The 12964-nt window shown below is 61.4% G+C and carries 11 protein-coding genes; 3 read left to right on the top strand and 8 right to left on the bottom strand.

Annotation, left to right across the window (positions count from 1 at the left end):
- Nucleotides 1-165: 165 nt before the first annotated feature.
- The 5 genes from KGA89_RS15250 to oscA all read right to left on the bottom strand — a co-directional run bounded on the left by KGA89_RS15250 (nucleotide 166) and on the right by oscA (nucleotide 4372).
- Nucleotides 166-1155 carry a sulfate/molybdate ABC transporter ATP-binding protein gene (locus KGA89_RS15250; protein ID WP_223471966.1) on the bottom strand — a complete coding sequence of 330 codons (990 nt, stop codon included), beginning with the start codon at nucleotides 1153-1155 and terminating at the stop codon, nucleotides 166-168.
- Between the two features lie 3 nt (nucleotides 1156-1158).
- Nucleotides 1159-2028 carry a sulfate ABC transporter permease subunit CysW gene (gene cysW / locus KGA89_RS15245; protein WP_003196505.1) on the bottom strand — a complete coding sequence of 290 codons (870 nt, stop codon included), beginning with the start codon at nucleotides 2026-2028 and terminating at the stop codon, nucleotides 1159-1161.
- 12 nt (nucleotides 2029-2040) lie between these two features.
- Nucleotides 2041-2859: a sulfate ABC transporter permease subunit CysT gene (cysT, locus tag KGA89_RS15240; RefSeq protein ID WP_013692011.1), complete on the bottom strand. Its 819-nt coding sequence runs from the start codon at nucleotides 2857-2859 to the stop codon at nucleotides 2041-2043.
- A gap of 177 nt (nucleotides 2860-3036) precedes the next feature.
- Complete coding sequence (locus KGA89_RS15235) at nucleotides 3037-4050, bottom strand: sulfate ABC transporter substrate-binding protein (protein WP_003196501.1); 1014 nt, start codon at nucleotides 4048-4050, stop codon at nucleotides 3037-3039.
- Nucleotides 4051-4189: 139 nt separating this feature from the next.
- Entirely contained in the window at nucleotides 4190-4372 is a 183-nt protein-coding gene (oscA, locus tag KGA89_RS15230; protein ID WP_003186967.1) for a sulfur starvation response protein OscA, read from the bottom strand.
- Nucleotides 4373-4859: 487 nt separating this feature from the next.
- Between oscA and KGA89_RS15225 the strand changes: the two genes are divergently transcribed.
- Nucleotides 4860-5243, top strand: coding sequence for a DUF6124 family protein (locus KGA89_RS15225; protein WP_223471965.1), 384 nt, complete (start codon nucleotides 4860-4862; stop codon nucleotides 5241-5243).
- 377 nt (nucleotides 5244-5620) lie between these two features.
- On the opposite strand, the gene dibA is transcribed toward KGA89_RS15225, so the two are convergent.
- Nucleotides 5621-7528 (bottom strand): phosphodiesterase DibA, encoded by a 1908-nt coding sequence (gene dibA, locus KGA89_RS15220; RefSeq protein ID WP_223471964.1) that lies wholly within the window; start codon nucleotides 7526-7528, stop codon nucleotides 5621-5623.
- 146 nt (nucleotides 7529-7674) lie between these two features.
- Between dibA and desA the strand changes: the two genes are divergently transcribed.
- Nucleotides 7675-8862, top strand: coding sequence for a delta-9 fatty acid desaturase DesA (gene desA / locus KGA89_RS15215; RefSeq protein ID WP_223471963.1), 1188 nt, complete (start codon nucleotides 7675-7677; stop codon nucleotides 8860-8862).
- 286 nt (nucleotides 8863-9148) lie between these two features.
- On the top strand, nucleotides 9149-10138 hold the full coding sequence (locus tag KGA89_RS15210) for a GGDEF domain-containing protein (RefSeq protein WP_027912073.1): 990 nt from the start codon (nucleotides 9149-9151) through the stop codon (nucleotides 10136-10138).
- Between the two features lie 148 nt (nucleotides 10139-10286).
- Here the strand turns inward: KGA89_RS15210 and KGA89_RS15205 are convergent, their stop codons facing one another.
- Both KGA89_RS15205 and gabT read right to left on the bottom strand, forming a co-directional pair.
- The gene (locus KGA89_RS15205; protein ID WP_003196488.1) at nucleotides 10287-11501 is read right to left on the bottom strand and encodes a response regulator; all 1215 of its coding nucleotides are present in this window, start codon (nucleotides 11499-11501) and stop codon (nucleotides 10287-10289) included.
- A gap of 138 nt (nucleotides 11502-11639) precedes the next feature.
- The gene (gene gabT, locus KGA89_RS15200; RefSeq protein ID WP_057450589.1) at nucleotides 11640-12917 is read right to left on the bottom strand and encodes a 4-aminobutyrate--2-oxoglutarate transaminase; all 1278 of its coding nucleotides are present in this window, start codon (nucleotides 12915-12917) and stop codon (nucleotides 11640-11642) included.
- Nucleotides 12918-12964: the final 47 nt, after the last annotated feature.

The raw sequence follows: 12964 nt of genomic DNA, 5'->3' as shown, positions 1-12964 counted from the left end.
AGAACCGATTGAAGCAAACAGAAACGTCGTTATTCAGATTCAGATCGAGGTAATGTCGAGGACGCCATCGCGAGCAGGCTCGCTCCCACAATGGATCTGCGCCACACACAAATCCCCTGTGGGAGCGAGCTTGCTCCGGGCGGCGTTCCGACGATGCTTTTGCTTTTAGAGGTTGGCGACTTTCTGCCAGACCTTCGGCTTGAAGAACAGCATCTCGCCCTTCGCCAGGCCCACCAGGCTGTCGTGATCCTTCACCACTTCCGCCTCGATCAGCTCGCTCTGGCCTTCCACCTTCAGGGTCACCCGAGTGGTGGCGCCGAGCGGACGGATGTCGCGCACTTCGGCGGCGTGGTGGTCTTCCAGCTCCGAGCGCGACAGCGAAACTTCGTGAGGGCGGAACAGTACATGCCGGTCCTCACCCAAGTGCAGGCGGTTCGAGTCGCCGAGGAAGTGGTACACAAAGTCGCTGGCCGGGTTTTCGTAGACGTCGCCGGGCGAGCCGATCTGCTCGATCACGCCTTTGTTCATCACCACGATCCGATCGGCGACTTCCATGGCCTCTTCCTGGTCGTGGGTCACGAACACCGAGGTCAGGTTGATGTCCTCGTGCAGCCGCGCCAGCCAGCGGCGCAGTTCCTTGCGGACCTTGGCGTCGAGGGCGCCGAACGGTTCATCCAGCAGCAACACCTTGGGCTCCACCGCCAGGGCGCGGGCCAGGGCGATACGCTGGCGCTGGCCGCCGGACAACTGCTCGGGGTAGCGGTCGGCGAGCCAGTCCAGCTGCACCATGTTCAACAGCTCGTGGACCTTGGTCGCGATCTGGCTTTCGTTCGGGCGCTGGTTCTTCGGCTTCATGCGCAGGCCGAAGGCAACGTTGTCGAACACCGTCATGTGACGGAACAAGGCGTAATGCTGGAACACGAAACCGACGTTGCGATCACGCACGTCGTGGCCGGACACGTCCTCGCCGTGGAACACGATGCTGCCTTGGTCCGGGGTTTCGAGGCCGGCGATGATCCGCAGCAGAGTGGTCTTGCCGCAACCCGACGGGCCCAGCAGCGCCACCAGCTCGCCGCTCTGGATATCCAGGCTGATCTCGTCCAGGGCCCTGAACGCGTTGAAATTCTTGCTGACGTTACGGACTTCGATCGACATGACTTATTCCTCCGCGGCGCTGGCGCGCAGGCGGTTGATTCGGTTTTCGCTCCACTGCTTGAGCAGCAGGATGAAGAGCGCCAGGATCAGCAACAGGCTCGCCACAGCGAACGCGGCCACGTGGTTGTATTCGTTGTAGAGGATCTCGACGTGCAGCGGCAGGGTGTTGGTCACCCCGCGAATGTGCCCGGACACCACCGACACCGCGCCGAACTCGCCCATGGCCCGGGCCGTGCACAACACCACGCCATAGATCAGGCCCCACTTGATGTTCGGCACAGTGACATGCCAGAACATCTGCCAGCCATTGGCGCCGAGCAGGCGCGCGGCCTCTTCTTCCTGGGTGCCCTGCTCCTGCATCAACGGGATCAGTTCACGGGCCACGAACGGTACGGTGACGAAGATGGTCGCCAGGACGATGCCCGGCAGCGCGAACACGATCTGGATGTCGTGATCCGACAGCCACGGCCCGAACAAGCCCTGGGCGCCAAACATCAGCACGTAGACCAGGCCCGCGATCACTGGCGACACCGAGAACGGCAGGTCGATCAGCGTCACCAGCATGCTCTTGCCGCGGAATGAATACTTACTCACGCACCACGCGGCACTGACGCCGAACACCAGGTTCAGCGGCACCGAGATCAGCACCGCAACCACCGTGAGTTTCAACGCCGACAGTGCGTCGGGTTCGAAGATCGCCGTGAAGAACGCCCCCAGCCCGAGCTTCAGGCCCTGGGACACCACGATGAACAGCGGCAACAGCAGAAACAGCGCAAAAATCAGCCAGCCGAGGCCGATCAGCACGCGCCGCGACGTTGCACTGCCACGGCGAGCGGCATTGGTGGAGGCTGCGGAAATAGACGATTGGGACATGTTCGCGCCTCCTTATGGGGTTTCGATGCGCCGCTGCAGCAGGTTGATCAGCAGCAACAGGACGAAGGAAACCACCAGCATCAGCACGCCGATGGAGGTGGCGCCGGTGTAGTCGTATTGGTCGAGCTTGACCATGATCAGCAGCGGCAGGATCTCGGTTTTCATCGGCATGTTGCCGGCGATGAAAATCACCGAACCGTACTCGCCCACGCCACGGGCAAAGGCCAGGGCGAAGCCGGTCAACCAGGCCGGCAACAACGCCGGCACGAGGATGTGGCGGAACACCTGCCATGGCTTGGCGCCGAGGCAAGCGGCGGCTTCTTCGACTTCACGGGGAATATCGGCCAGCACCGGCTGCACCGTGCGCACCACGAACGGCAACGTCACGAAGGTCAGCGCCAGGGTGATGCCCAGCGGCGTATAGGCGATCTTGAAGCCCAGGTCAGTGGCGAACTGGCCGACCAGACCGGTCGGCGCATACAACGCCGTCAGGGCAATACCGGCCACGGCGGTGGGCAGGGCGAACGGCAGGTCGATCATCGCGTCGATGATCTTGCGACCGGGGAAGGTGTAGCGCACCAGTACCCAGGCCAGCAACGTACCGATCACGCCGTTGATGATGGCGGCGTACAGCGCGGTGCCGAAACTGAGTTTCAGGGCCGCCAGCACACGCGGCGCCGAAATGATCGCCCAGAACTGTTCCCAGGTGAGCTGGGCGGCATGCACGAACATCGCCGCCAGGGGTATGAGCACAATCAGACTGAGGTACACCAGGGTGTAGCCCAGCGTCAGCCCGAAGCCGGGTATGACGGGGGATATGCGACGCGACATAAAGGTCCTTGGTTAAAAACACTAAACATGGAAGCAAGACTGGGTGGGAGCAAGGCTTGCCCGTGATAGAGGCGACTCGGTTTCTGAAGGACCGCATCGCATCCATCGCGGGCAAGCCTTGCTCCCACAAAATCCCCTCGCCACAAATTCGGTGTCCGGATTTAGCTTTGTTTCAGCTTACTGCGCCTGATAGATCTGGTCGAACACGCCACCATCGTTGAAGAATTTCGGTTGGGCGCTTTTCCAGCCGCCGAAGTCCTTGTCGATGGTCACCAGGTCCAGTTTCGGGAACTGCCGGGCGTACTTGGCGGCCACATCCTTGTCCCGTGGACGATAGAAGTTTTTCGCGGCGATTTCCTGGCCGGCCGGGCTGTACAAGTGCTTGAGGTAGGCTTCGGCGATCTCCAGGTTGCCCTTTTTCTCGGCATTCTTGTCCACCACCGCCACGGGCGGTTCGGCGAGGATCGACAACGACGGCACGACAATGTCGAACTTGTCCGCACCACCGTCCTCTTTCAGCGCCAGGAAGGCTTCGTTTTCCCAGGCCAGCAACACATCGCCCTGACCGTTGTTGACAAAGGTAATCGTCGAGCCACGGGCACCGGTGTCGAGAATCGGCACGTGCTTGAACAGCGCCTGCACGTATTCCTTGGCCTTGGCTTCGTCACCCCCGTTGGCCTTCAGGCCATAGGCCCAGGCGGCAAGGAAGTTCCAGCGCGCACCGCCGGAAGTCTTCGGGTTCGGGGTGATGACCGACACGTCGTTCTTGATCAGGTCGCCCCAATCCTTGATGCCCTTGGGGTTGCCCTTGCGCACCAGGAACACGATGGTGGACGTGTAGGGCGTGCTGGCTTCCGGCAGGCGTGTTTGCCAGTCCGCCGGCAGGGACTTGCCCAGCTTGGCGATTTCATCGATGTCACCGGCCAGGGCCAAGGTCACCACGTCGGCCCGCAGACCATCGATCACCGCCCGGCCTTGCTTGCCCGAACCACCGTGGGACTGCTGGATCTTCACGCTGTCGTCCGGGTGCGCTTTCTTCCAGAAACTGGCGAATTCGGCGTTGTAATCCTGGTAAAGCTCACGCGTCGGGTCGTAGGACACGTTGAGCAACTCGTAATCCTTGGCGACGGCGGAACCGGCAAAAACAGCACTGGCCAGCGCGGCCAGGGCATAACGACGAATGGACGACATGGTGAAAGCTCCTGGAATTCTGGTTTTCTTATGGCTTCTGGAAATTCGTTTGGCTTGTAGAAAAAGATCGCAGCCTTCGGCAGCTCCTACACTCAGCCCCCCGTAGGCACCGCCGAAGGCTGCGATCTTTTGTCTTTCTTCAAGACGGCTTATGACTCGGTTGCTGCAGGCGGAATTTTTCCTTGCGTTCGATCTGGACCACCTGCGCGTTGTGCACGGTGATTTCCACTGCCCCAAAGCGTAGATCGCGCAACGCGCTCTGGATCTCGCGCAAGATGGTTGCTTCGTCCTGGCCGTCAACGCTACGTAGAGATGCGCTCATGCTGCTGCTCCTTTGAATGAATGCCTGGCAGTGGGCGGCACTGCTTGCGGCGTGGGAGCAATACTAGATAAGTGCGGATATTCTTAAAAAGACTATTTAAGAATTTTTATATAACCAAAGTTACAGAAAGTAGCCGACGTCCTACGGCAGGGGTGGTTAGGGGCTTTTTCCCTGCCAAACCCTCGGATATTTCCTTCAAAACGCCGGGCTGTTCATGAACTAGGCAGCGCTCTATGGCGCGGATAACCTCTGTTCGTCATCGCAAAAAACGGTGACACGGACGTGCAAGTCCGGCGGAGGACACAATTGTCGATGGCTATTCATCGGGCATTTTTTTATGCTCGCGAGTCGTTATGGCAGCTGTGTATGGGAGATCTTCGGGTCTGCCGGGTACTCCGACCGGTCTTGCACACCTATGCATAGCTGCCACCTCTCTCGACTGTGCAAGCGAAGCGGTGTTGGCTCCTGAAAACTTCGGAGTACAACTATGTTCAAGCCATCACCTAATCCGCCGCAAAACGGCCACAAATCCCGCGTCCAAGCGCAGGAAGAAAAAAAGCTCGATGACGCCGCCACCCGCGCCCTCGACTACTACCTCAACCCCAAGCCCGCCTCACCGCCCGAACCCGACAGCACCAAGCTGTTCATCGTCACCCCTCACATCGACACCGAAACCCTGCTCGCCAACGCCTCCGAAGACCTGCTCTCCATCAGCACCATCGCCGCCGACCTGGCTGACGACGTGGATGACTCACGCCGCTGCGTCGCCCTGGCGATCAGCCGCATGGCCGATGGGGTGCAGTTGTTGGTTGAGCGGGCGTTGGATCATTTGGAAACCAAGGAGATGGCGGCACACAGCGCCAAGGGATAGCGCCTACATAGAGGCAAGCTGAGCCGGCGCCATCGCGAGCAAGCTCGCTCCCACAGGGGAATTGGGTTGTCGCGGATACCACAGTCAACCCAAAACAACTGTGGGAGCGAGCTTGCTCGCGATAGCGGAGTGTCAGGCAACAATGATGCAAGCTGAACCGACGCCTTCGCGAGCAAGCTCGCTCCCACAGGGGAAACGCGGTCTCGCCCAGAGCCAGGTCGGCTACTAGGCCGCTTCTTGGCGTCCGTTGTCACGGGACAGGCCCATGGTTACTTTTTTGGCGTCTGAAAAAAGTGACCCGCCGTAAGGGCGGAACCGCCAGTAGCCGTTACCGCAGCAACGGATATGCACTCGACCAACATCAATACCCCTGACGATCAAGCAATAACCGGCACCCGATCCCAATCCAACAGCGCCGCCGCCACGGGCCGGCCAAACCAGTAACCCTGCCCCAGCTCACAAGCCTGGCCAAGCAAAAATGCCGCCTGCTCACGCTGCTCGATGCCTTCGGCGTGCACCTGCATACCCATGCTGTGGGCCAGGGCAATGATCACCCGGACGATCGCCGCGTCATCCTCATCCCACGGCAACCCCGCGACAAAACCCTGATCGATCTTCAGCTTCTGCACCGGCAAACGCTTGAGCCGCAGCAGCGACGAATACCCCGTGCCGAAATCGTCGATGGCCAGCCGCACGCCCAGCTCCCGCAGGCGATGCATCTGCTCCAGCGCCACCTCCGGGTCTTCCATCACCGCGCTTTCCGTTACTTCCAGTTCCAGGCAACCCGGATCCAGGCCCGTGTCATGCAACACCTGGGCGACCTGGTCATACAACTCACGACGGGCAAACAACCGACTCGATACGTTGACAGCGACAAACGACAGCGCCACGCCGGCCTGTTGCCACTGGCACATCTGCCGACAGGCCTGGTCCATGACCCAGGCATCGACCTGGGCAATCAGGCCGGTACGCTCAGCAATGGGAATGAACTCGGCCGGCGACACCAGCCCCCGCGTGGGATGCTCCCATCGCACCAGCGCCTCGACACCGATCAGACGACTGGTCGCCAGGTCGTGGACCGGCTGGTAGTGAACGCGCAACTCCTGTTGCTGCAGCGCGCGACGCAGTTCGAAGGCAATCTCGACCCGCTGCTGGGCGTGGGCCGTGAGTTCTTCGGTGTACAAGGCATAGCCGTCGCGGCCGGCGCTCTTGGCCTTGAACAACGCCGAATCGGCATTGCGCAGCAGTTGCCCGGCGCTCAGGGCATCGCCGGGAAACAGACTGATGCCGATGCTGGCATTGATGAACAATGCGTGGTCATCGAACCGCAGGGGCTCTTTCAAGGCATCGAGGATGCGCCGGGCCAGCGCCGCTGCCTGGCCTGGCTGCGAGCAGTTTTCCACCAGCACCGCAAATTCGTCGCCCCCGAGCCGGGCCAGGGTCACCCCTGGCGCAAAAAGCCCGCGAAACCGCTCGGCCACGCCTTTGAGCAACTCATCGCCCACGTTGTGACCCAGGCTGTCATTGATGTTCTTGAAGTGATCCAGATCCAGCAGCAACAGAGCGCAGCCACGCTTGTGCAATTGCGCTGACGCCAGGGCCTGCTCGGTGCGATCGGAAAACAGCAGGCGGTTGGGCAAGCCTGTCAGCGGGTCATGATGAGCCAGGTAGGCCAGCTCGTGCTCGGAATCCTTGATGGCGCTGATGTCAGAAAACACCGCGACATAATGGCTGACCTCGCCGCTGTCGTCGCGAATGACGCGGATCGTCTGCCATTGCGGGTAGATCTCACCGCTTTTACGCCGATTCCAGATCTCGCCGCTCCACTCCCCCAGGCTGTCCAGGGAGGTAAACATGTCGTGATAGAACTCCGGCCCGTGGCGACCGGACTTGAACAGGCTGGGGCGTTGGCCCAACACTTCGTCCCGCACATAACCGGTGATCGCCATGAAGGCCCGGTTCACGTGCACGATCAGGCCATTGCGGTCGGTTACCAACACCCCTTCGCGGGTGCAATCGAAGACGGCGGCAGCCTGGCGCAGACGCTCGCGATCGGCACCGTGCTCGCCCTTGGCGAAAAATTGCGAGATCCGCGCCCGCGCCAGGAAGATCAACCCGGCGCTGAGCAGGACCCAGGCATAGCCGTTGATCAGCAGCCAGCGTTGCCTGTCAGCGAATTGATCGAAGAAACTGCTCAATAAATAACCAATCAGCTGCAGCCAGACGACTGACAACACAAGGTAAAGCAGCGCTACGCGCATGGCACTGCGTTGATAGGCAGGCATTCGGCCATCCATGTCCCTACAGAGAGGTGGGGATTATAGAGGAAGAAACATTCAGCCACTCTTATCTGAAAGGCCGACTGGTTTTATCTGTCGGGCCGGTGATAATGCAACGGCTGTTTCTATCTTTATCGAGGGCCCTACAGCCTATGTGGTACGAAGGTTTTCTTGGCTTGTCGGCCTGGTCACTGGTGGCAGCTACCCTGCTGATGACCCACGTCACGATCATTGCCGTCACGGTCTACCTGCACCGTTATTCGGCGCACCGCTCCCTGGAGCTCAATGCCGGTCTGAAACATTTCTTCCGTTTCTGGCTGTGGCTGACCACGGCACAGAATACCCGCGAGTGGACCGCCATCCACCGCAAGCACCACGCCAAATGCGAAACCGTCGACGACCCCCACAGCCCGGTCATAAAAGGCTTGTCCACCGTGCTGCGCAAAGGCGCCGAGCTGTATCGCGCCGAGGCGGAAAATCCGGAAACCCTGCGCATCTACGGCAAGAACTGCCCCGACGACTGGATCGAGCGCAACCTCTACAGCCGCTTCCCGCTGCTGGGCGTGGCGATCATGGGCATTATCGACCTGCTGCTGTTCGGCACCATCGGCATCACCATCTGGGCCATCCAGATGATGTGGATTCCCGTGTGGGCTGCCGGCGTGGTCAATGGCCTGGGCCATGCCGTGGGCTACCGCAACTTCGAATGCCGCGACGCGGCGACCAACCTGGTGCCCTGGGGCATCCTGATCGGCGGTGAAGAGCTGCACAACAACCACCACACCTACCCCAACTCGGCCAAGCTGTCGGTACGCAAATGGGAGTTCGACCTGGGCTGGGCCTGGATCCGGGTGTTCAGTTTCCTGCGCCTGGCCAAGGTCCAGCGGGTTGCGCCGATCGCCCACCGGGTCGAAGGCAAGGGCCACCTGGACATGGACACGGCCATGGCGATCCTCAACAACCGTTTCCAGATCATGGCGCAGTACCGCCGGCTGGTCATAGCGCCACTGGTCAAGCAGGAACTGGAAAAGGTCGATCACTCGGTGCGTCACCAGTTCCACCGGGCCAAGCGCCTGCTGTCGCGGGAAACCAGCCTGCTGGACGACCGTCACCACGTGCGCATCCAGAACATGCTCGAACACAGCCAGGCGCTGAAGGTGATCTACGAGAAACGCCTGGCCTTGCAGCAGATCTGGGTCAAGACCAGCAGCAACGGCCACGACATGCTCGCCGCCATCAAGGAATGGGTCCACGAGGCCGAGGCCAGCGGCATCCAGTCCCTGCGGGACTTCGCCGACCAGCTCAAGACCTACTCGCTACGGCCTGCCACGGCCCTGTAGGAGCTGCCGAAGGCTGCGATCTTTTGATCTTTCGCTTGAGATTCAAGCGTCAGGGGAAAGATCGCAGCCTCGCTCCGCTCGACAGCTCCTACAGGCCCAGTGGGGGCAATCTCTGGCCACAAGTTCAGCCCCCATAATTCAACTCGCTAAATCCCCCGCCCTTCGTCGCCTGAAAAGGAACTTCGCCCCAAATCCCCTATCTCAAAGAGCACTTCGCCATCCAGGCGGGTTTTGGAGAAAGCGCGTGCGAACCAACAGCAGTGCATGCTCTTTGAGATTTGTGCCGATGGTCGACAAGAACCTACAGGATTACTCCCTACCTCATTGGCCCGAGGCAGCCCAGACACTCATGGCGCTGATGCATGCCCAGGGTGAAGTGGCGCGCCTGAGCGAGCGTGAGCAGCTGTTCAGCTCGTTGCTGGTCAGCGTCAATGCCGTGCTGTGGGCGTTCAACTGGGAAACCCGCCAAGTGCTGTATGTCAGCCCCGCCTACGAGCGGATCTTCGGCCGCCCAGCCGGCCTGGTCCTGGCTGACTTCAACGAATGGCGCGACGCAATCTACCCCGACGACCTGGAATACGCCGAACGCAGCCTGGCCGAAGTATTGGTCAAAGGCGCCGTCGAAGACCGTGAATACCGCATCATCGCCGGCAACGGCCAGATCCGCTGGCTGAGCGACAAATGCTTCATCAACCGCAAGGCCGAGCCAGGGCAACCGGTGATTGTGGTGGGCATTGCCGAAGACATCACCGAAAAGAAGCTGCTGGAAAGCGAACTGCAGCGCCTGGCGACCACCGACGTGCTGACCCAAAGCAGCAATCGCCGGCATTTCTTCGAATGCGCCCACCGTGAATTCGAGCAGGCACGGCTACAAGGCATGCCCATGGCGTTCCTGTTGCTCGACATCGATGACTTCAAGGTGATCAACGACACCTACGGCCACCAGGAAGGCGATACCGTGTTGCAGAGAATCGCCGAAAGCGGGCGGTCCGTGCTCCGGCGCGGTGACCTGTTCGGGCGAATCGGCGGCGAAGAGTTCGCCGCGGTGTTCCCCGGCTGCGCCCCGGACATGGCGCTGCAAGTGGCCGAGCGGTTGCAACGGGAGATCCAGCGCCTGGCCTTCCGCAGCGGGGAACGGGGCTTCGGTATTACCGTCAGCCAGGGCCTGACCGGCATCACGGCCGACGACCAGAGCCTCGACAGCCTGTTCGCCCGCGCCGACGCGGCCATGTACGAAGCCAAGCGCCAGGGCAAGAACCGCATCATCGCGGCTTGAGTGAGTTGTCCCGCCACTGAACCCCTGTGGGAGCAAGGCTTGCCCGCGATAGCAGCGCCTCGGTGTCCACTTGAACCCGAGTTGCCTGCATCGCGAGCAAGCTTTGCTCCCACAAAGCTCGCTCCCACAGGGGGGTTAGGTGGTGGTGCTACTTGCGGCGCAACCGCATCAACTCCGGCAAGCCGATCTTCAGCAACCGTGCCGTGCGCCCCCGGGCCAGCTCTTCAAGTCCTTCATGCTCGGTCAGGTGGGCCATCTGCGCCGCCATGTTCATCACCAGTGCCTCGCGGGAATAAACCCCACCACCCAGGCTATAGGCTGCCGCGATCAACTCACGCAGCTCCAGCGGCAGGCGCCAGCGAGTGCGCAGCGCCGAGCCGAAACCGGCGCCGTATTGATCTAGGCAACTCCCTACTTCCTCCAACTCATCCAACTCGCCACCCGCCTGGGTCCACTCCTCCAGGCAACGCAACAGCGCCAGGTCTCCCAGGCGGTGTAACAGCCCCGCGCAGTAACAACGCTCCGGTTCCAGATCCAGTAGCCGCGCCAGGATCCGGGCGTACTCGGCGGTGTGCAGCGACAATTCCCAGTAGCGCTTGGCATAGTCCGCCAGACAGGGAACGGTGAGCCGGGCGCAGCGCTTGAGGGTCAGGCCGAGGATCAGGTTCATGCTTTGCCCGGTGCCGAGCTGGTGCAGCGCCTGGGCCACGGTCTGCACCGGGCCGCCGCCCTGATGCTGGGCAGCGCTGTTGGCCGCCGCAATCAGCACCCCAGTGATTTGCGGGTCGGTACGAATCTCTTCTTCCAGCAGCTTCAGATCCAGGCCAGCGGGGTTGAGGCAGCGCTTGACTGCCACCTGCACATCGGTCATCAGCGGCGCGCCTTCGGACAGATCACGCCGACGCTCCAGAAAAGCTATCAGGGTCAACCCCGGCCCCGGAACCGGCGCATCGTTGGAGGTTTCTTCACCGCCCACCAACAACCCCTGCAAACGCTGGGTCAGGTTCTCCCGGTTCAAGGGTTTGGTCAGATACGCGGTCGGCGCCAGCGGCAAGACCTCGCGCACGCTGGCGCTGTCGTTGCGTCGGCTCATCAGGATGAACGGCAACGGCGGGGTGCGATGCTGCTGGCGAAGGCCACGCAGAATCGCCAGGCCATCAACCCCCGGCAGCTCCCAATCGGCGATCACCAGATCGTAGGGATGCTTCGCCAGCAAATCCAAAGCCTCTTTGCCGTCGCCACAAGTGTCCACCCGAGCATCGCAGCGCACACCCGACAACACCTGCTCAAGCAGCTCACGGGACGCCGGATCGGCCTCGGCGATCAACACACGCGGTACAGCGGGTAAATCCACAGCAGTCATGCAGCATGCTCCCTTGCCATACTTGCACCTTAGACCTTGGTGGCCGTTCCAGACAGCTCAAAATCCACCGGGCAGGTTCGCACACATGAAAAAACCCGCCAGAAGGCGGGTTTTTGTGGATCAGCGCACAACCGTCACTCAGAGTTCGGAGAAGCACTCTTCGAGGATCGCCAGGCCTTTGTCCAGTTGCTCGTCCGGCGCGGTCAGCGGCACCAGCACCCGCAGTACGTTGCCGTAGGTGCCGCAGGACAGCAGGATCAGGCCCTTGTCGCGCGCCTTGGCCACGATTTGGGCTACCGCTGCCGCGTTCGGCTTGTGGGAGTCACCGTTTTCGAACAGCTCCACGGCGATCATCGCGCCCAGGGCACGCACGTCACCGATGACCGGGTACTTCTTCTGGATCGCCTTGAGGCCGGTCACCAGACGCTCGCCCACCGCCTTGCAGCGGTCCAGCAGGTGTTCTTCTTCGAACACTTCCATTACCGCCAACGCCGCCGCACAGGCGATCGGGCTACCGGCGTAGGTGCCACCCAGGCCACCCGGCGCGATGGCATCCATGTACTCGGCCTTGCCGCACACACCGGCCAACGGGAAGCCGCCAGCGATGGATTTGGCGAAGGTGGTCAGGTCGGCGGCAACGCCCATCTGCTCCATGGCGAAGAAGGTGCCGGTACGGCCGGCACCGGTCTGCACTTCGTCAGCGATCAGCAGGATGCCGTGCTGGTCGCACAAAGCGCGCAGGCGCTTCATGAATTCCTTGGGTGCTACGTAGAAACCACCTTCGCCCTGTACCGGCTCGATGATGATTGCCGCGATGTCACGCGGCTCGGCGTCGTTCTTGAAGATACGCTCGATGCTGGCGATGGAGTCGTCGATGCTCACGCCGTGCAGTTCGTTCGGGTAAAGCGCGCGGAAGATGCCGCCGGGCATCAGGCCCATGCCGGCCGAGTACGGCACGACTTTACCGGTCAGGCCCAAGGTCATCATGGTGCGACCGTGGTAAGCACCGGTGAAGGCGATCACACCGGCACGGCCCGTGGCGGCGCGGGCGATTTTCACGGCGTTTTCCACCGCTTCCGAACCGGTGGTCACCAGCAGGGTTTTCTTGGCGAAATCACCCGGCACCTTGGCGTTGATTTTTTCGCACAGTTCCACGTAGGGCTCGTAGGCCAGGACCTGGAAGCAGGTGTGGGTCAGCTTGTTCAGCTGCTCGGTCACGGCGGCGATGATTTTCGGGTGTACGTGGCCGGTGTTCAGCACGGCGATGCCGCCGGCGAAGTCGATGAATTCACGACCTTCAACGTCGGTTACCGTGGCGTTCTTCGCCGATTCGGCAAAGATCGGGTGAATCTGGCCAACACCGCGTGGAACAGCGGCGGTACGGCGGGCCATCAAGTCAGCGTTAGTCTTGCTCATTACAGTCCTCATTCGCCGCTCATCGGTCGGCGTGGCTCAAGGAATAC

Origin of the sequence: Pseudomonas sp. A-RE-22 (assembly GCF_019956035.1) — a bacterium.
GTDB classification, from domain to species: Bacteria; Pseudomonadota; Gammaproteobacteria; order Pseudomonadales; family Pseudomonadaceae; genus Aquipseudomonas; species Aquipseudomonas brassicacearum.
This window is presented reverse-complemented; position numbering and strand designations above follow the sequence as displayed.

Excerpts from the sequence above, each read along its gene's own strand:
- dibA (WP_223471964.1), bottom strand. The coding sequence starts at position 7,528 with ATGCCTGCCTATCAACGCAGTGCCATGCGCGTAGCGCTGCTTTACCTT.
- KGA89_RS15210 (WP_027912073.1), top strand. The coding sequence starts at position 9,149 with ATGGTCGACAAGAACCTACAGGATTACTCCCTACCTCATTGGCCCGAG.
- KGA89_RS15205 (WP_003196488.1), bottom strand. The coding sequence starts at position 11,501 with ATGACTGCTGTGGATTTACCCGCTGTACCGCGTGTGTTGATCGCCGAG.
- KGA89_RS15225 (WP_223471965.1), top strand. The coding sequence starts at position 4,860 with ATGTTCAAGCCATCACCTAATCCGCCGCAAAACGGCCACAAATCCCGC.
- cysT (WP_013692011.1), bottom strand. The coding sequence starts at position 2,859 with ATGTCGCGTCGCATATCCCCCGTCATACCCGGCTTCGGGCTGACGCTG.
- KGA89_RS15250 (WP_223471966.1), bottom strand. The coding sequence starts at position 1,155 with ATGTCGATCGAAGTCCGTAACGTCAGCAAGAATTTCAACGCGTTCAGG.
- oscA (WP_003186967.1), bottom strand. The coding sequence starts at position 4,372 with ATGAGCGCATCTCTACGTAGCGTTGACGGCCAGGACGAAGCAACCATC.
- cysW (WP_003196505.1), bottom strand. The coding sequence starts at position 2,028 with ATGTCCCAATCGTCTATTTCCGCAGCCTCCACCAATGCCGCTCGCCGT.
- desA (WP_223471963.1), top strand. The coding sequence starts at position 7,675 with ATGTGGTACGAAGGTTTTCTTGGCTTGTCGGCCTGGTCACTGGTGGCA.
- gabT (WP_057450589.1), bottom strand. The coding sequence starts at position 12,917 with ATGAGCAAGACTAACGCTGACTTGATGGCCCGCCGTACCGCCGCTGTT.
- KGA89_RS15235 (WP_003196501.1), bottom strand. The coding sequence starts at position 4,050 with ATGTCGTCCATTCGTCGTTATGCCCTGGCCGCGCTGGCCAGTGCTGTT.